Below are 19,261 nucleotides of genomic sequence, written 5' to 3' on the forward strand. Positions count from 1 at the left end.
TTGTAATTTTAGCAAACATTTTTCAGTTCTCACGTTTCTTTTTGTTTTTATTATCTCAGATTATGGAAATTAAATTACAATTAAAAAGATTCAAGGATTTTTTTCTGTTATAACGAATATTCAAGGAAAAGTTTACAAAAATACACTGTTACAACAAGGTTTATTCCCAATTACAAACACAGGAAATCCGTAGGCAGCCATAAGAGCTACCTACGGAAAAGAGGTATCAGACTGAAGGTGTTTTTGTAATTTGTGGTTGCGTGTGTAAGGCCTCATGAAGTTGCGTATCATCCAACGCATTTTCCCAGCGTGAGACAACAATAGCAGCAACAGCGTTACCAACCAGATTGGTAAGGGAACGACATTCAGACATAAAACGATCAATACCCAGAATAAGGGCCATGCCACCCACAGGCACGCTGGGCACAACAGAAAGTGTGGCAGCCAGAGTAATAAAACCAGCGCCTGTTACACCAGCAGCACCTTTGGAACTCACCATAGCAACTAGCAGCAGGGCAAGTTGTTCCTGAAAGCTTAGGTGCACATCAGTTGCCTGCGCAATAAACAGCGCAGCAAGAGTCATGTAAATATTGGTGCCATCCAGATTAAAGGAATAGCCCATGGGTACAACTAACCCTACAATCCCTTGGGAGCAGCCAGCCCGTTCCAATTTGGCAATCAAACCGGGTAGGGCGGATTCAGAAGAACTGGTGCCCAACACAATCAGCAGCTCTTCTTTTAGAAAGACCAAGAGCCGCAGAATGCTAAAACCAGCCAATCGTGCCACAACACCCAGAACAACGCCTACAAACAGAATGGCCGTAAGATAGAATGTTAGCACCAAGGCAAGCAGGTGCAGAATGGAATGCAGGCCAAACTTACCTACGGTAAAAGCCATGGCACCAAAAGCCCCAACAGGGGCCAGATACATCACCAAACGTACAACCCCAAAAACAAGTTCTGTCAGGCTGTAAAACAGGTTAAGGACAGCTTCCCCCGCTTTACCCATTTTTGCCAGACTGATGCCAAACAGGATGGCAACCAGCAGAACCTGCAGAATTTCACCCGATGTAAATGCTCCGGCGGTTGTGGAAGGAATGATCTGCAACAAAAAATCTGCAAAAGAATGATGCTGTGCGGCAGCACTTACAAACTGTGTAACAGAACTTGTATCAAGGCTTTCGGGACGAATGTGCAGCCCAGCACCGGGTTGCAGAACGTTAGCCACAAGCATGCCAATGGCTAGTGCCAAAGTGGAAAAACACAAAAAATACAGCATGGCTTTGCCTGCTACGCGGCCTGTTTGCTTAAGGTCCGCCATGCCAGCAATGCCTGTGCACACTGTTAGAAAAATAACAGGTGCAATGACCATTTTGATAAGTTTAACAAACCCATCTCCCAGCGGTTTAAGTGCGGTGGCAACAGAGGGGAACATTGCACCCACGGCAATGCCTGCACCCACAGCCACCAGAACCTGAAGGTAAAGGAAGCGTTGGTGTGAACTGGAAAGGGGAGCAGATGATGGAAGCACGCCTAAAAATCTTTCTGTTCTTGTTTTTGTGCCTGTGGTGCATCCTGATGGAATATATAGTGTTATATCAAGAATATACGCGCAGACTCACATAGGGTAACGCGTGTTTATATCGTTTGGGAAGAGAGGGTATATCTCTTTTTCTTGAGTTTTCTAGGCGTAAACAATGTGTAAGGTGAATATTCAGGCATAAAACCCTAGATTATAGGGATATAATTACATGGATGTAATGATGCGGGGTTTGACCATATTTTTATTTTGAATGTTAGAAATTCAGTATGGGTAAGGGGCTACGCGTTCTGAGGCAGCATTAGGCGATCTGGCTCCTGTGTTCACCTTCACGGAAGAAGAAGGAGCCATGATCTTATCCTTTCAAGCGGTAAAGAACTGGCTCAAGCCAATGGTGCGTAAGGCGCGCCGGTAAGCAATGGAACTGCGATCTGCCACCACATGCACTTCCAAAGAAGGGTCAAGTGGTAGGTTTTCGGGTTTCTGGGCTTCTACCAAGGCGCGGTCTTCCTCAAAAACTTTCAGGTTGAAATCATAAACATCCTGCAAAGGTAGGTCGGTATCAAAGTTACGACACATGGGTGCAAACATGCGCGTTTTCTTGGCGGAAACAGGAGACGCTGCATTCATGATGACCAGCCTGCCGTTATCGGGAAAATGAATTTCCAGCGTGGCCGTAAAAGGAACATGCACCCGAAAATGGCGCAGCCATTCAAAATCTGGTCGGCCACGTTCTGAGTGCCCAATAGGGTAGTTGCCTACATTGCTGCGGTATTCTGCTTCAAATCCATAGGGTGTCATTTTGGGCATGTATGCTGGCACTATAGGGTTGTCTGGGTCAGCAAAAGTTTCTGTATGCACAAATGCAAAATGAGCAACGTCGATAAAGCCCTCAACCTGCCGCCCTGCAAAGCCGGCAATGTCTATCCAAGGGCAGTTAATGTGTTGGAAACCTGCTTCATCCCAATGCGGCATGGACGGAAGAGATATCTCTGCATTTTCCTGTGGGCGTAGGCACGTCCAGATCAAGCCATATCTTTCTACCACAGGATAAGTCCGCAGGTTCAGGCGGGAAGGAATAGCGTTATCCGGGTGAGCGGGAACCCGTACGCATCGGCCTTGATGGCCAAATTGGAAGCCATGATAGGCGCAAGCAACTGTTTGGCCGTTACCCTTCCCCATGCTGAGTGGCACGCCACGATGCGGGCACAGATCATCTGCCACAACAATTTCTTCCCCAGCCCGATAAACAACCAAAGGTGCATCAAGTAGCGTTACGCCTAATGGCTTGTCTTCCAGTTCACGCACAAGGGCAATGGGATGCCAGTATGAGGCCAGAATAAGCCAATCATCAGCATCAAAACTGAGCTCACGGGGGAGTTTGGTGTCAGCGGGGCGGGCGCAGGCTGGGGATGTCACAGCTCAATCTCCTGAATAGGGAATGTTTCCCGTTCCTTTAGGAGACAGTGTTTCATCAAGCGTATATTATCGGATATATCTATTTCATGCAGTATGCATTCTCAAACTGAGAACAGGTCAATGAATCCCTTTTCGCGCTTTCTGATCTATTTTTTGGCTGTGGCACGGCATGGCTCCATACGTAAAGCATCGGAAGATCTGCATATTGCGGCCTCTGCAATTGATAGACATATCCTTTTGGGAGAGCAGGCCCTTCAAACGCCGCTATTTGAGCGCCTTTCTTCCGGTATGCGTTTAACAGCGGTGGGAGAGTTATTTTATGCGCATGCCAGCCGGTGGGCGAAGGATTTTGAAAGCCTGAACCGCCAGATTGATGATTTAAAGGGTATGCGGCGTGGACGTATAGATATTTTGGCCCCAGAGGCTTTGGCGCGCGTATTTTTGCCCAGCATTGCTGCACGCCTAAAAGAACAATACCCCGGAATTGTTCTGAATATCCATATCCATGATAATGCAGAATTGGGGGAACGTCTTTTTGCAGGAGAAGGAGACCTAGCATTTTTGTTAGACCCCGCAGATTTGCGAGACTTGCAGGTGCGTTCCATGCTTTCTTTTCCACTTGGAGTGGTGAGCCTGCCGCAGCACCCAGTCACTCAGCACTCTTCAGCTCGGTTTTCAGTTTGTGCAGAATACCCAGTGATTGTGCCAGAAGAACCATTGGCACTTTCGTCTGTTTTTAGAAAACTGGAAGCAGATACTTTGGTGAACCCGAATATGATTTCTGGGGCAAATAATGTGCAGATGATAAAGTCTTTGGTTAAGGCTGGGCTAGGGATTACTATTCTCAGTTATCTGGATGTGATGGATGAGGCCCAAAATGGAGACATGGCTTTTACCCCGCTGGCAGGGGCGCATGTTTCTCCCTTGCGGTTGGCGCTTGCGCATGATCGTGCGCGCCCTTTATCTGCCGTGGCACGGCGCGTTGCAGACAGCGTAGAGGCAGAATGGGCGCTCTTGCGCCAGAAAATAGGATAAGGAACGTATTTTCTTAACACACTGTATAGGTATTAAAAGTTGATTATTAAAGAAGTAATTTTTAGTCCGGTGTGTGTTCCATATAAAATTCTATTGGCACAGTGAGGGTAATGGAATCGCCTGCCACGCTTTCGGGTGGGCTAGGTAACGGCTCTGCACGATGTACCAATGCTAAAGCTTCGTTATCCAACAATGAATGGCCAGAGCTTTTTTCAATATGTGCCGAAATTACATGTCCTTTTCGGTCCATGGTAAAATGTAGCCTGGGCGCACCTTCCTGATGAGCAGACATAGCTTCTGCAGGATAACGTTTATATTTCTCCAGCCGAGCCAGCAAAGCTCCTTGCCATGTAGCTGGATTTTGGGAAGCGTGAGAAGAAGATGACCCATCGATAGGCGCTGCCTGTGTTTGGTTTGGTGGCGCTTTGGAGGATGGGGGAGCTGTTGTTTTTTCTGCCGGTGGTGTTTTGTCAGGATTTGGTTTTTTGAGATTTACGGTAGGTTTGTGTTTTTTTATAATTTTACGTGGTTTTTCGAGTTTGGGAACAGGAAGGGGTGGCTGCGGGGCAGGCGCAGGAGGAGCCTCCAGCTTAGCGGGATCAACAGGAGAGGGAGCTGATTCTGAAATTGTTTGGTGGGGGCCGGGTGGTGTATCTGTAGGTGGAGAAGGGATTGCAACAGGTTCTGGTGCCATATCAATAGCAATAGCTGCTGGCGGGGCCTCCGGCATAGGCGGAATTGTATGAGGCATGTGCAGGAAAGATAAAGTGGCGATTCCTGCTGAGGATATAACAATCAAAAAAGACATGCCCCAACGGAAAGTATCTTCTTTTCTGGTTCTGCGTGTTTGATGAATTTTCCAATCGGAAAACAATGTTGTTGCGCTCATTGCTCAGTCTTTGTTGCTGGAGCAGAGCCAGCTGCCTGACCTTGCAAATTAACAAGAGCAACCTTGAGATAACCAGCAGAACGAAGCTTATCCATTACACTCATCAGTGTGCCGTAATCTACCGTTTTGTCTGCGCGCAGGAAAATGCGTTCATCCTTGTTGCTCTTGGTTGCTGTTTCTAACGCTTTTGGCAGGTTGTCGGTTGAGATACTCTCTTCACCAAGTGTCAGTGCATGATCGGCATTTACAGTTAAAAAAACTGGATTTTCTGGGCGTGGAGCTGGTTTTTCCGTTGATGAAGGAAGATCTACAGGCACGTTTACTGTGGTAAGAGGGGCTGTCACCATGAAAATTACCAAAAGCACCAACATGACATCAATGAAAGGCGTTACATTGATCTCGCTTGCTTCATGCGGGTTTTCATCAGCATGCTGGATACGGCGCATATGGTTTATTCCCCAACCATACGGTTGACATCAAAGGGAGTAATCTGGGCACTTGTTGTAAGTTTGTGCGTGCGGCCAAGATCACGAGAAACCAAGCGCATTACAAGGGATGTCAGATCTGCCACTTGTGCCCTGCAGGATGCAGATTGGCGCGCAAGATGGTTGTAGATCACCACGGCAGGAATGGCGGCTACAAGCCCAAGTGCAGTGGCCAATAGGGCTTCTGCAATACCCGGGGCAACCACAGCAAGGCTGGTGGCTTTACTGGCGGCAATGCCTGTAAAAGATGTCATAATTCCCCACACAGTGCCAAATAGCCCAATAAAGGGTGATGTTGCACCAATGGTGGCCAATAAGCCTGTGCCGCGCATCAGGCGGCGCCCTTCAGCAGCTTCCAGACGCTCTAAATGTAAAACAATACGTTCCTTAAGCCCTTCGTTATCATTGGGAATATCGTAAGAAACAGCTTTTTCAGTTTCCGCAGCCATAACCAGTGTGTGGGCAATACTGTTTTGGCGTGTGCTTTTTTCTCCCAAAGCCAATGTGCCGGCTTCTTCCAGCGTTTTTTCTGCTGTTTTTAGCTTTCTGCGAACACTTAAAAATTCAACAGATTTGGCGATAAAAATGGTCCACGTCAGAAGCGAAGCAAGTGCCAGAAGCATCATGACACATTGCACGACAAAGCCTGCATTCAGGAACATCTCCCATGGAGAGAAAGAAAGCGGAATCTGAGTGGATGATTCTGATAAGGGCATAAGAGACCAAGTGCTTTCGCAAATACATATAATGAAGCGATGAGCGGAAGAACCTATAGGGAACAACCGATGGCGTAATTAGAAAAAGGTGCCCTATGCTTTCTTACGCGCGCCATATCTCAAGCAGCAAATAACAAAGCGTCCACCAATGCGCAAGTGAGAATCACTATCATCTAAGTGTGAATGTCCTAATATTTTGCAAAGCGTCTGTATGATCCAGATGGCTAAATGTCTTTTGTAAACAGTGATATCTGGCTAACGTATTGAAAAATTAAAATTTATTTTACGAATTTTAATTCGCAGATATTTTTGGGCGATCAACGCCCTGTTGCAGCAAACACACACTCATACGATTTGATAATATATGATATTGATAATCATTTGCCTCTAAATATGAGAATGATTATCAAGTAGCCGTTTCGTCCCTATTATCTAATTAAGGTGAACCAGAAGCTAGGGTTCACCAGGAGTGCGGCAAATGAGTCGATCAGAGTTGTCTCACCCGAGTTCACAAGGCAAGGGCCTGCGCGTGGCTGTTGCTTTGGGTGTATCTGTGGGATTGGGTGTTACAGAAAGCAAAGCGCGGGCAGAAGATGCAGCGCAACCGCCTCAGCCTGCTCCATCCGATACATCTATTAAACTTTCCGCAGTACGGGTGGGTGGGCATGCTGAAGCTAAAAATGAGTCCTATGAAGCTGGGAATACCAATAGTAAAATTCTTAATATTTCACGTATGCCTGCTTCCGTACGTGAGACTCCCCAGACCATTAACGTGGTGCCGCAGGAGCTTATGAAGCAACAGCGTGCTTTTACACTGGACCAGGCGCTGAGTAATGTTCCGGGCATTACGCTTTCAACGGGGGAAGGTGCTGGTGGTCTGAATGGTGATCAATTCCGTATCCGTGGGCTACAGGCCAGGCAAGATATTTATACAGATGGCCTGCGTGATTTTGGCACATATACGCGGGATGTTTTCAATACGGAAAGTGTTGAAGTTATTAAAGGTCCATCAGGCGAATATTTTGGCGCGGGCAATGTTGGTGGGGTTATCAACCAAAGCCAGAAGCATGCACATGCTGGCAACAGTTACAGTTATGACCAGTCCTTTGGAAGTGGCCCGCTCTTCCGTGGTGTTGGCGATATCAATTATCAAATCAATGATGATATGGCTATTCGTGTCAACGGAATGTTCAACAAACAGGATGTAGTTGACCGCAATAATGTCACTTCAAACAGATATGGAGCCGCGGTTGATTTTGGTGTTGGCTTACGTAGCAAAACATCTTGGCATTTAACTTGGCAATGGTTGAACAGTGATAGCAAGCCCGATTATGGTGTGAGCATGATCCAGGTAAATGGGATTTATCGTCCTATTACGGAATATGGTCTTTCTAGAAACACCAGTTATACACGTAATTTCGATTTTGATCGTTCTAACATTCATTCTTTGACATCTTCTCTTAAATCTGAGATTTCACGTTGGTTTACGCTTACGAATGATACACGTTTAAGCATGTATAATCGTGATTATACAGCTACAACGCCTGCTGCGTGTTCTGGGGCATGCGCAACAGCTTTTCTGGCTGGTGGCAACTACGCGTTGCCTTATGGTGCAGGTGGCGGCGCTGCTTACCGTCAGGAAGGGTGGGGTGTACAAAATATCCTAATGGGGCGTTCACAGTTTAAAACAGGATTTGTACATCACGATATTAAAGCTGGTGTGGATGTAAATTACGCGAGTGATTCCCGTTGGCCCGGTAGTTTTACCAATCGGGTGAATGACCAGACCATTCGCAATCCACAATATTTTTATTCTGGCACATCTGTTAGTTTTCCATCTTCTGGTTACGGAAATGCCAATGCTCGAGATGTTGGATTGTTTTTTTCTGATCGTATCCAGTTAACCAAGCAGCTTTCTCTTTTTGGAACGGGCCGCTGGGATTCCTTCAGCAGCACATATTACGCACGTTCCAAGGCAGCGCAGGGGCGTGCAGAGCAGAAATCTGACCGCTGGAGTCCATCCGCCAGCATTATGTATTCTCCTTTAAAAAATGCTTCTTTCTACTTCACGTTTGCGCGTTCATATAAGCCAGTAGGAACAGATGTATCCTCTCTGGTTACCATCAAGCCGCAAGCAGGAGATGTTGCACAGAAAGGCGTTAACCTTTCACCACAGCGAAGTGATCTGTTTGAATTTGGCAGCAAGGCAGATTTTTTGCACAAACGGTTGGGAACAACGGTTGCTTTCTTCCAGATCAGTGAAAATAATTCCCGCTACTATGATGTAAATGGTGATATGGAAACAGGCTTTGCAGATTCTGGAAGTGGGCGGCGTATTCGTGGTGTGGAATTAAGCGCCAACGGAAAACTTACACGGGATTGGCAGATTTTTGCATCTTATTCCTACATGGATGGGCGTGTAACCCATAGCAGCACGGGAGATAATGGCAAAACGGCTCCGCAAGTGCCACATAATACAATGTCTGTCTGGAGTTCGTATGATCTTTCCCGGCAACTTCTTAACCCAGAGTGGGGTACGTTAAAAATTGGTGGTGGCGTGCAATACTCATCTGGCTATTGGGCAGGTCCGGATACGGCAAATACGGCGCGTATTCCAAATACATTTCTGCTGAATGGCATGTTGTCATGGGATTACAAGCATTATCGTGTGTCATTTAATGCCAACAACATCACCAATAAGTTGAATTATGCCTCCTCGTTCTCTGGTTCGCGCGTAGTGCCTGCATCTGGTCGGTACTTTATCGGGAATATTGGTGTGACATTCTGATAATCTGTCAGGGATATAAGAGGTTTATGATGCATGCTTTGTTTTTATGGTGCGTTTTATGAAACCTATTTCAGGTGATAGCACGTTTGATAAAAATTGCCCGGAAGACAAGGCATGTCATTCTGTATCTACGGTGAATGTGCAACTTATGCTTGGGCAGATTTATCTGAATAATGGCAAATTTTCAGATGCTTTTAGTATGTTTGAAGTTGCAGCACGTTCTGGTGATTCTCGTGCGTTAAACATGCTTGGTCGTGCGTATGAGCGCGGCTGGGGTGTTAAATGCAATGCATCTATTGCCGCAATGTATTTTTCTCATGCTGCTTTCATGGGGGAAGGGTGGGCCATGTTTAATCTGGCAGATCTTTATTTGGCCGGAAAAGGTGTAAAAAAAGATCCGCAAAAGGCATATCATTTGTATATTCTTTCTGCACAACATGGTGTTTCTAAAGCGTTTAATATGCTTGGCCTGATTATTGAGGACGGACTTATTCCCGAACTTGATCGCAGAAAATCCATTGCTTTTTTCCGGGCGGCCATAAAGTCTGAAGATTGTTGGGGATATCTGAATATGGCGCGTTATCACCTTTTACACGGAGAAATGGAATCCGCCTTACTATGTCTTGAAGGTGCCCTTGATTTTGGGTTTGAAGATGTTTTCCGGGCAATGGAAAAGCTTCTTTATGGTATAAAAGATAAACGTTTTTGCAAAATATTAGAAAGAGCAAAAGAACGTTTCTCTCATTCTTGTGAGAGTGTTTAAAATAAAATCTGCTTTCCAATATCAATCGTTTTTAACAGGGTATGGTTTTCATGAATGTCGTTATAAAAAAATATTCTACTCCGTTTATCACGGGTTTGTTTATTGTTTCAGCTATTTCTGGAACAGCCCTGTTTTTTCATTGGATGCCAGGGATGTTTCATTCCATGCATACATGGCTCAGTATGGTATTATTACTGCCTTTTTTTATGCATATGTGGCGCAACTGGCCTCAGTTTTTGCTCTATTTTCGTAATAAAACAATGATAGTTGCATGCATGATTTCTTTAGTGGCTGCAGGGGTATTTATGCTAACAACCGGTCATAAAGGTGGGAACCCGGCGGCTCGAGTTTTTCCGGTTTTAACGCATGCTCCACTTACAGATCTGGCGCCTCTGTTACACGTATCGCCAGCCGAACTAGATGCACGTTTAACGCAGGATGGTTATACAGTGCGCTCTACATCAGAAACACTGGATGAGATTGCTTCACGCTCAGGTAAGTCTGCTTCGGATATGCTTCTAAAAATTCTGCCGCAGCATTCAGGTAATGATCACAAACATTCTCACGCAAAAACCTAGCTGGATGGTAAGAACGGTTATGCTTGTTCATATTCCTAATGTACTAACTGCGGAAGAAATTTTCTATTGCCGTAAGACGTTGGAAAAATCGCAATGGGTTGATGGTAAGGTTACTGCAGGGGATCAATCTGCAAAAGCAAAGTTTAATCTTCAGATTCCGCAAGAAAGTGCAGAAAGCCAAGAACTGGGAGAAATTATTCTGCAAGCGTTGGGGCGTAATCCAACGTTTAACAGCGCAGCATTGCCGCTACGCGTTTTTCCGCCACTGTTTAATCGGTATGATGAGGGCATGTGTTTTCATACCCATGTAGATAATGCCATTCGTCATTTACCGGGAGCAGGTTTTCGTATTCGTACAGATGTGTCCTCCACATTATTTTTAAGTGATCTGGAAGAGTATGATGGCGGAGAACTCGTGATACAGGATACGTATGGTAATCAGAAAATCCGTTGCCCTGCAGGGGATATGGTTATCTATCCTTCTACAAGCTTGCATAGTGTAGAAAAGGTAACACGTGGCAGCCGTTGGGCTTCTTTTTTCTGGTCTCAATCCATGGTGGCGGATGATACACAGCGCACGCTTTTGTACCAGTTTGATCAATCAATTATAGATGTCAGAAAACTGCTGCCGGATGATCATCCTGCTGTGCTTGGTTTAACGGCCACATATCATAATCTATTGCGGCAGTGGGCTGTGCTTTAGGCCCTGTGTGTGCTTGAAATTCATTCTATAATATAGAGATGGAAGTAGAAGGCGGGCCTGGTAATTTCACGGACGGAAACATGGGTGATCTGAGAACCGCTGATTGAAGCGGTTTGCCTGCATGATCACAGACGGACATGGAAAAGCTATCAGCTTTGTTCTGGCGTCAGGTCAGGCCCATGAACTGCTATTGGCCTCTAGATATTAAAATGTGGCTCGGACTTGGTCTAAGCTCTAACAGGATCTAGCGTTTACCAAAAAGAAACTAGCAATGACCGTTTGCTACGTGCGCATTGTTCGAAAACAATGACAGGTCTGTACATCACTGAGATGGTTATCAGCAAGGCTTCTATCTTTATATTGTTTACCGTTAAAAAAACGGAGACAAAAAATGGTCGCTACGACATCAGTTGCACTCGTTACCGGCGGAGACAAAGGGTTGGGCTTGAGTATGGTTCAACACCTGGCACGACAGGGCGTTGATATTATCTTCACCTATCGGAGCAACTTAGAAGGTGCACGAAAAGTAGAAGAAGAACTGATCCAGCAGGGTCATCGCGTGAAGGCATTGCAATTAGATGTGGCAGATGTTGGTGGCTTCGATGCATTTGCCAACCAAGTCGGTCAAACACTTGCTCAATGGCAAGTCGAGCATTTCAATTTTTTGGTTAATAATGCCGGAATTGGGATTTATGCTTCATTGATGGAAACGACTGAAGATCAGTTCGATGCTTTGGTAAATATTCACTTCAAAGGCGTATTTTTTCTAACGCAAAAACTCGTGCCGCTCATGGCAGATGGTGGCCGTATTCTCAATATTTCAACAGGCCTGACACGTTTTTGTTTGCCTGGCTATGCGGCCTATGCAGCAATGAAAGGGGCCATCGAAGTTCTGACACGCTATCAGGCTACGGAATTGGCGGATCGCAAAATAACGGTGAATACCCTCGCACCTGGTGCGATTGAGACTGATTTTGGTGGTGGCGCGGTGCGCGATAATAATGAGATTAATCATTATATTGCTTCGGTTACAGCACTTGGTCGCGCAGGGCGTCCTGATGACATTGGTGGTGTGGTTGCGGCATTACTGGGGCCTGATACTGGCTGGATCAATGCGCAGCGTATCGAAGCTTCAGGTGGTATGAAACTTTAACATCATTATTACTTTATGGCTTTTCAATAAGAAAAATCGGATTTTTCTGCAAAGTGGATGCGGGCTTGTGCATGGTGATCATTGTAAAGTCCGCGTTTACAGGGATCAAAGGGTAAATATTGAATACTTTACTAAAAATCAGAAGAAAATGCAGATATGACATCATCAGAAACACAACGTCTGTTCATGACTGGCGTCAGTAGCTGCTTGGGTTACGCCGAAGCTCTATCTAACGGTCATCATGTCATTGGCACCGTTTGAACGTTGGGGAAATAGAGAAAATCGCAATTATTTTGGCAATCTCTGTATTGCATGAGATGTCTTGATTCTTCCTCATAAAAGATAGAATTAGCGGTAAGGCAAACGGTATGTCGGGGTGAGAAAGAGTTTCTAATGACATTTCAAAATAAACCAATTCATTCATTTATTCGAAAATCAGAAAATGGGCATGTTGAGGTTACAACAGAGGAGCTCTTTTTTGATCTGATTTACGTTTTTCTTGTTACGCAAATTAGCCACGGATTACTTCATCATTTAGGATGGATTGGTTTCTTGCAAACCCTTGTCCTGTGGTTTGCCGCGTGGTTGGGATGGCAATATACAGGATGGGTCACCAACTGGTTTGACCCACGCTCCGCATCATTACGCAGTGTTTTGTTTGCATCTATGGCACTTGCTTTATTGTGCGGTGCTGCTGCTCCGGAAGCATTTGGTGCGCGGGGGCTAAGCTTTGCTATCTGCTATACAGTAATGCAGATGGGGCGATCAGCTTTTGTTGTTGCCAAATTACCTGCAAATCATGCCTTGCTCCCCAATTATAAACGCATTCTGGGGTGGAATGTGATCAGTGGGGCGTGTTGGATTGCAGGTGCGTTCTTTCCTTTTAATGAGCGCCTTATGTTTTGGAGCGCGGCTGTTCTATGTGAATATATCTCTCCCATGTTTGGTTTTTGGCTTCCGTTTCTGGGGCGGTCATATACGTCAGACTGGACAATTTCAGGCAGTCATTTGGTTGAACGATGTCAGCTTTTCGTCATGGTGGCGTTAGGTGAAACAATCATGGCATCCGGGCTCTCCATGGCGCGTGCGGCACAATGGACAATGCCAATATTACTGGGATTTTTTACCAGTTTTCTATGCACAGTTGCCATGTGGTGGCTTTACTTTGGAACCTCCACAAAACAAGCAGAGCATGCCATCAAGCATTCTCCCGATCCGGGCCGCTTGGGGGCCTATTTCCATTATATTCATGCCGTTCTGATTGCTGGTATTATTGTAACAGCCGTTGGTATGGACATCCTTTTGGAAAACCCTTTGGAGGTTGTGTCCGGTCCAGCATTGTTCACCATGATTTTGGGGCCACTGCTTTATTTGGCAGGGAGTTCTCTTTATCAGAGGGTAGTTTCGTCTCGTTGGCCTTTTCCCCAAGGGATTGGTATTTTGGGCTTCTTTATTTTGCTTGGCTTGGGGCAGACCTTGCCATCACTTGTATTATGTTGTGTTGGTACATTTCTGTTGCTGGGTGTTGCTTGGGGTGTGGAAAGAAGCAATAGGGCCTAAATGAAAGACTTAATGAGAGTGTTTTCCAGTAAGATGTCCTCATGCTGGGCCAGCCTCTCTTTTCTTGCATCAAGGCTTCTGGAAGAGCGTGTTACGTTTTTGGGAGGCATTGACGGATCGCAGCATGGAAGCAACGATCATGGGCTGCTGGCATCATCGGCGAAAAGCATGCTTTGCATACGTTCTGCTTTTTCGATCTGCCGATTAATTTCCTCAGAAATGGGCAGATAGTAGAAGATCCAGTGATTTCAGATCACGGTGACCAGTTGCGCGTTTGAGATCCAACGGGTTTGGCAGCAATTGGGCAAGATGATTGTTTGTTGGGTTCAAACGGTCTAGGGCATCGCAACGCGTTATGGCAGACTAACACCAGTATTCCTTAGCAGCCGACCAACTCGTTTCAACCATCATTGAAATTAACTGATGACACGTTCTGGAAATTTCGATGATGGTTATTCTTATTTTTTTTAGCGTGAGATATGATTCGAGAAACAGTTCCTGAATTTATGCCAAAAGTTTTTGCAATTTTTTCTAGTGTTTCGCCATTTTTGCGTTTTTGAATAATTTCTATGCGTTGGATATCTGTAATGCGCCGAGGGCGCCCCATCTTCTTTCCCTGAGCTATAGCTCTTGCGCGACCTTCTGAGGTACGAGTGCGGATGAGATCTCTTTCTACGTCAGCTAAACCGCCGAGAACAGCTAGCATAAGCCGTCCGGTGCTGGTACTTGTATCGGTCCAAGGCTCAGCCAAAGAGTAAAATTGAGCTTTTTTATCGGTAATACTTTTAACTATAGCGAATAGATCAAATGTGCTGCGAGCCAGCCGATCAATGCGTGTGACCACAATGGACTGTCCTTCCCTCAGATTTTCAATGAGCTTGCGTAGTTCTAGCCGATTGGTGTCGGCTCCACTTGCCTTTTCGCAATAAACCCGATGGCATCCGTATTCCTTTAAGGTTTTAACTTGATGTTCTAGAGTCTGGCCTATCGTGCTGACGCGGGCATATCCGATTTTACGATGCGATTTAGATATATTCATTAAAGCGTAAACTCCTGAAAAAACAAAAGAGTTCCTTGCTTTAATCTTAATTTTGGCAAGATCAAATATGTGGACTTGCCTACCTGATACTCCGCAACAATTACTACACGAGGCAAATTGTTGGCACAACATAAAACTTTATATTGATAATAATATACTAACATAATTTATTGCTAAAATTAAGATTTAGGAAAGTTTAAAGTAATGGCAGATTCACCCATAGATTTTAAAACAATCAATGATGATGCAATCGCTACGGGAAGCGGTACATCATCTGACAGCACCGAAACCAGTTTCCATCATCATGATATGTCTTGGCGCTGGGTTGGCGGCGCCACAGGTGATTGGAACGACCCCGCTAACTGGACGCTTTATGATGGCACCAATAATCCAGTTACGACAGAAGGTTCCGTACCTCAGGCCGAACAAAATGCAGATGTCAGCCTGTCTCCGGCAAGTGGCGAGGATTCCGTTACAGTTGTTGTGAATGCGCCAGATTACAATCAGATTCGCAGCCTGAGTGTTTGGCAGAATGCAACGCTAAAAGTGACGGCTCAGGCTGGCTCCAGTATCGATGGTAATGTTTTTGCTACTGCCGGTTTCGAAAACGACGGCACAATTATTATCGATACCCCATCGAAGGTAGATTTCGGTGGCGTTACCATGAATCGCGATGATGGCACCATCACCATCATGAATAACCATGGCAACGTAATTTTTGATGACAGCAATCTGAACAGTGGCGGCACGGTTAACCTTATCAACGCGTCCTTGGGGTCTGCTGGACAGCCTGTGTGGGTGAGCGGTGGAACCGTTAATCTGCAACAGAATAGCAGCATCTTTATGAATTCGGCTGAATCTATTGCAACCATCAATGTTGATCCGGCAACAGTAAATACGCTTTACGTGCAGGATAATGGTTTTCTGCATGGCGGGGCAGATGCGACCAATGCTCAGAATGTTGTTATCAACGGCATTTCTGAAAACACACGCTTCGGTATTTCTGGTCTGGCGTCTGCGCCTACATCTGCAACGTATGCAGAGAATAAGGACGGTTCTTATACGTTAACCATTGATATGGCAGATGGCAGCAATCTGACATACAGCAACCTGCATATGGCAGATGGTTATACACCGCCTGCTACAGCCACTATTGTGCAGGATACAGCAGCTTCTGGCTGGGATATTGAAGATACATCATCTGCTTCTGCAGCAGGTGCTTATACAGACAACACCCTGCACCAGCAGCTAAACGCCATTGCGACAAGCTCAACAAACGCTGGGGGAGACACCTCTCAGTATTCCAGCACGCCAACCAGCTATCACCAGCATGATATGTCTTGGCAGTGGACTGGTGCTACCAGCAATGATTGGAATGATTCTTCCAACTGGGCGCTGTATGATTCTTCCAACAATAAGGTTGATACATCCGACGCAAATGTCTGGACGAATAACCCTGTTCCGCAGAGCCAGCAGAATGCGGATGTGAATATCAGCTGGGATGGTAATACCACTACGCCGCTAACTGTGGTGGACAATGCTCCAGATTACAACCAGATCCGTAGCCTGAGTGTTTGGCAAAACGGCACGCTTAAAATTACGGCGCAAGGTGATTCTCAATATGTTGGGAATGTCTTTGCAACGGCTGGTTTTGAAAATAGCGGAACGATTATCATTGATACCCCATCCAATGTAGAACTGGGTGGTGTTACCGAAAATCGCAGTGATGGCACCATCACCATCATGAATAATCAGGGGCACGTAACCTTTGATAATGGTGCTTTGAATAATGCTGGCACGCTTAATCTGATCAATGCCTCTCTGGGTACGACAGATCAACCTGTATGGGTGCAGGGCGGCACTGTAAACATGCAGCAGAATAGCACATTGTTTGCAGAACCGGGCATTAGCTACTCGGACAAAACCACCATTAACGTTGATCCAAATACTGTAAACACCATTTATATTGATGATAGTGGTGATAAAGGTGTTAAGGGCAACGTTCTGGTTAATGGTATTTCCAAAAATACGCATTTTGGTATTTCCGGTTTAACAGCAGAACCAACTTCCGCAATTTACACGAATAATGACGATGGTTCCTACACGCTCAATGTTCAGTTGGCAGATGGGAATGTCGTTCAGTATGCGGATGTTGTGCCTGCCGATGGCTACGAACCCCCAGCGACAGCATCCATTGTGCAAGACGGAACAACCGGCTGGTTGGTTGAAGATGAGACCGTCTGTTTTCTGTCTGGCAGCATGATTCGCACAGCAAAAGGCGATGTTGCTGTAGAAGACATTCAGATTGGTGATGAAGTTGTTGTCTTTGACTGGCAAAACAACCGTGAAATCAGCAGCCCAGTTGTTTGGGTTGGCAAGTCCCACGCCACGGTGCGTGCTGGCCTAGCAGATGATGAAGCCGGTTATCCCGTGCGTATTCTTAAGGATGCCATTGCCGATGGCGTTCCGTATAAGGATATGCTGATCACGCCAGAACATTGCCTGTTCTTTGAGGACAAGTTTGTGCCGGTTCGTATGCTGGTAAATGGTGTTTCGATTTTCTTCGATAAATCCATCACATCTTATGATTACTATCACGTAGAAACGGCACAGCATTCTGTCATTACCGCTGATGGCATGTTGACGGAAAGCTATCTGGATACCGGAAATCGTCGTTCCTTCCATCAGGCTGGCAAGGTTGCAACCCTGAATGGCATGACACGCACATGGGCAGACGATGCAGCAGCTCCGCTATGTGTTGATCGGGCTTTCGTTGAACCTCTGTTCCGCCAGTTGGAATTACGGGAAAATAGCGTGAGTGGTGCCCATGTGAGGGAAGTTGTTGTAGCACAAACCACAGATCCTGATCTGCACCTTGTCACCCAGACGGGTGCAAGCATTCGTCCGATGCGTGTGCAGGGTGACAAATACAGCTTCATGCTGCCTCCGGGCACAAAGTGCGTGCGGATTGTTTCTCGCGCCAGCCGCCCGGCTGATGTCATTGGTCCGTTTGTAGATGATCGCCGCTATCTGGGTGTTGCTGTAACCGATGTGCGCGTACAGACAGCTCGCAAGTTACAGATGATTACGGCCCATCTTCAGGCATCCAAGCCTGCTGGTTGGCATGATACGGATTGGAAAGATTGTGCATGGACAGATGGTGATGCCGTTCTGCCGCTGGACGGAAATATCACGCACAATGCAATGGCTATTCTCTCTATAACTATTCGTGCAGCAGGCCCTTATCTGGTTGGTAAAGAGATGGAAAAGGCAGTTGCTCAGGCCATTTAAAATCCGTGAAGTATTTTAATAAACATCTTTAATAGGTTTTATATGTGCTGCTGAGTGTTTCTCTACACTCAGCAGCGCATACCGCATTTTTATTATGTTAAAAATTAAATATTCTATAAATAATTATATATATGTTTGATAAATATTATAGAAAAGAAATTATGATTTATTTTTTATTAACAATACTATGCAACAATAAATGGGAAAGGAAATTTCTGCACAAATCTCAGAATGCAGAAATAACTTCAAAGGATCGTAAATATGACTGATACGACTATTCCTGCTGGAATATCCTCACAAGGTATCATTCTAAATGATGGTGATACGCTGGATGTTTTCGGAACAGCAACATCTACTACCGCAAACGGTGGCAGCATTACTGTTGAAAGTGGCGGCCTTGTTACGTCCACATCGTTGCCAGAAAATGATGATAGCTTTGCTGGTGCCACGTTGACCATTTCTGCTGGTGGCAGCGCAGTTGATACATCTGCCAGCATGGGCCAAATAGGGGTTATTGGCGGCACTGCTGATAATACCAACATTTCCGATGGTGTAGAGCTTTATGCTGCTAGCGGTGCAACACTTTCTGGCACAACCATTACCGATACAGCATCCGCCACAATCAATGCGGGTGCCAATGTTACAGATACCCTCGTTTCCACTACATCAACCGGGGGTAGTCCTACGGCTTTACTCGTAGAGAATGGCGCATCCGTTACCAGTACCACAGTAAGTGGTGAGGGTGAAATGATCGTGCACTCCGGTGCCATTGCGGTTGATACAACTGTGACAAGTGGAGTGATTCTGAACTCTGGCGTTCAGGAATCTGTGCGTGCAGAAAGTGGTGCTATACTCAGCAACACAGTTCTAAAAGCAGGCAGTTTAGATATTAGCGGTGGTGTTTCTGCTATATCTAATACGGTTACTGCAGGTGCTCATCTTAATGTTACAGGCGATAGTTCCGCTAAAGCTTCTGCGACGGATATTAAGATTAGTGGGGATTCGGAAGGCACGCTTGTTGTTGGCGGTAACGGGTATGTTTCTGGGGTAAATGTTTCTGGTGCGGCGGATAACAGCGCGCAGGCTGTAACAGGTGGTGAAGTTCACGATGTTATCGTCGATTCAGGTGGCGTTGCTGATGATGTTACGGTCTATCACGATCATCTGGTGGTGAATGGTGGTGGTCTGGCGTCTGGCGTAACCTTGAATGATGCTGGCATTACCGTGCAGAGCAACGGCGTGGTGTCTGCCATGACTGTGAATGCCCAAGGTATTTATGCCGCGTATATTGATGGCGGCGTA

14 protein-coding genes and 1 pseudogene are annotated in these 19,261 nt (G+C 45.8%); 9 read left to right on the forward strand and 6 right to left on the reverse strand.

The annotated features are described in order from the left end of the window. Nucleotides 1-226: 226 nt before the first annotated feature. Together dctA and ACP7IZ_RS09420 are read right to left on the reverse strand one after the other, a co-directional pair. A complete protein-coding gene (gene dctA / locus ACP7IZ_RS09415; RefSeq protein ID WP_006117331.1) occupies nucleotides 227-1,531 on the reverse strand; it encodes a C4-dicarboxylate transporter DctA in 1,305 nt (434 codons plus the stop codon). 372 nt (nucleotides 1,532-1,903) lie between these two features. Continuing rightward, on the reverse strand, nucleotides 1,904-2,959 hold the full coding sequence (locus ACP7IZ_RS09420; RefSeq protein WP_426848879.1) for a Rieske 2Fe-2S domain-containing protein: 1,056 nt from the start codon (nucleotides 2,957-2,959) through the stop codon (nucleotides 1,904-1,906). 93 nt (nucleotides 2,960-3,052) lie between these two features. Here ACP7IZ_RS09420 and ACP7IZ_RS09425 point away from each other — a divergent pair, with 93 nt between their 5' ends. Beyond that, complete coding sequence (locus tag ACP7IZ_RS09425) at nucleotides 3,053-3,994, forward strand: LysR family transcriptional regulator (RefSeq protein WP_426848880.1); 942 nt, start codon at nucleotides 3,053-3,055, stop codon at nucleotides 3,992-3,994. 61 nt (nucleotides 3,995-4,055) lie between these two features. Here ACP7IZ_RS09425 and ACP7IZ_RS09430 read toward each other — a convergent pair whose 3' ends face one another. From ACP7IZ_RS09430 to exbB, 3 genes are read right to left on the reverse strand one after another with little or no spacing between them, the layout of a single operon-like run. Next, nucleotides 4,056-4,883, reverse strand: coding sequence for an energy transducer TonB family protein (locus ACP7IZ_RS09430; protein ID WP_426848882.1), 828 nt, complete (start codon nucleotides 4,881-4,883; stop codon nucleotides 4,056-4,058). Further along, a complete protein-coding gene (exbD, locus tag ACP7IZ_RS09435) occupies nucleotides 4,880-5,329 on the reverse strand; it encodes a TonB system transport protein ExbD (protein ID WP_426848883.1) in 450 nt (149 codons plus the stop codon). The genes ACP7IZ_RS09430 and exbD overlap by 4 nt, the downstream gene beginning before the upstream one ends. A 5-nt stretch (nucleotides 5,330-5,334) precedes the next feature. Further along, nucleotides 5,335-6,084: a tonB-system energizer ExbB gene (exbB, locus tag ACP7IZ_RS09440; protein ID WP_426848885.1), complete on the reverse strand. Its 750-nt coding sequence runs from the start codon at nucleotides 6,082-6,084 to the stop codon at nucleotides 5,335-5,337. Between the two features lie 478 nt (nucleotides 6,085-6,562). Here exbB and ACP7IZ_RS09445 point away from each other — a divergent pair, with 478 nt between their 5' ends. The 6 genes from ACP7IZ_RS09445 to ACP7IZ_RS09470 all read left to right on the forward strand — a co-directional run bounded on the left by ACP7IZ_RS09445 (nucleotide 6,563) and on the right by ACP7IZ_RS09470 (nucleotide 13,629). Then, complete coding sequence (locus ACP7IZ_RS09445; RefSeq protein ID WP_426848886.1) at nucleotides 6,563-8,872, forward strand: TonB-dependent receptor; 2,310 nt, start codon at nucleotides 6,563-6,565, stop codon at nucleotides 8,870-8,872. Between the two features lie 46 nt (nucleotides 8,873-8,918). Beyond that, nucleotides 8,919-9,635: a tetratricopeptide repeat protein gene (locus ACP7IZ_RS09450; RefSeq protein ID WP_426848887.1), complete on the forward strand. Its 717-nt coding sequence runs from the start codon at nucleotides 8,919-8,921 to the stop codon at nucleotides 9,633-9,635. Between the two features lie 41 nt (nucleotides 9,636-9,676). Beyond that, entirely contained in the window at nucleotides 9,677-10,213 is a 537-nt protein-coding gene (locus ACP7IZ_RS09455) for a hypothetical protein (protein WP_426848888.1), read from the forward strand. A gap of 19 nt (nucleotides 10,214-10,232) precedes the next feature. Further along, nucleotides 10,233-10,916, forward strand: a complete 684-nt coding sequence (locus tag ACP7IZ_RS09460) for a Fe2+-dependent dioxygenase (RefSeq protein ID WP_426848903.1) — start codon at nucleotides 10,233-10,235, stop codon at nucleotides 10,914-10,916. A gap of 391 nt (nucleotides 10,917-11,307) precedes the next feature. Then, complete coding sequence (locus ACP7IZ_RS09465; RefSeq protein WP_426848890.1) at nucleotides 11,308-12,069, forward strand: SDR family NAD(P)-dependent oxidoreductase; 762 nt, start codon at nucleotides 11,308-11,310, stop codon at nucleotides 12,067-12,069. Nucleotides 12,070-12,462: 393 nt separating this feature from the next. Then, nucleotides 12,463-13,629 (forward strand): low temperature requirement protein A, encoded by a 1,167-nt coding sequence (locus ACP7IZ_RS09470; RefSeq protein ID WP_426848892.1) that lies wholly within the window; start codon nucleotides 12,463-12,465, stop codon nucleotides 13,627-13,629. 400 nt (nucleotides 13,630-14,029) lie between these two features. Here ACP7IZ_RS09470 and ACP7IZ_RS09475 read toward each other — a convergent pair whose 3' ends face one another. Beyond that, nucleotides 14,030-14,668 (reverse strand): recombinase family protein, encoded by a 639-nt coding sequence (locus tag ACP7IZ_RS09475; RefSeq protein WP_426848894.1) that lies wholly within the window; start codon nucleotides 14,666-14,668, stop codon nucleotides 14,030-14,032. A gap of 204 nt (nucleotides 14,669-14,872) precedes the next feature. Between ACP7IZ_RS09475 and ACP7IZ_RS09480 the strand changes: the two genes are divergently transcribed. After that, nucleotides 14,873-17,959, forward strand: a complete 3,087-nt coding sequence (locus ACP7IZ_RS09480; protein WP_426848895.1) for a Hint domain-containing protein — start codon at nucleotides 14,873-14,875, stop codon at nucleotides 17,957-17,959. Between the two features lie 261 nt (nucleotides 17,960-18,220). Continuing rightward, nucleotides 18,221-19,261, forward strand: a pseudogene (locus tag ACP7IZ_RS09485) (hypothetical protein); the annotation flags it as partial.

Source organism: Acetobacter sp. AAB5 (genome assembly GCF_050106715.1).
Taxonomy (GTDB): Bacteria; Pseudomonadota; Alphaproteobacteria; order Acetobacterales; family Acetobacteraceae; genus Acetobacter; species Acetobacter oryzifermentans.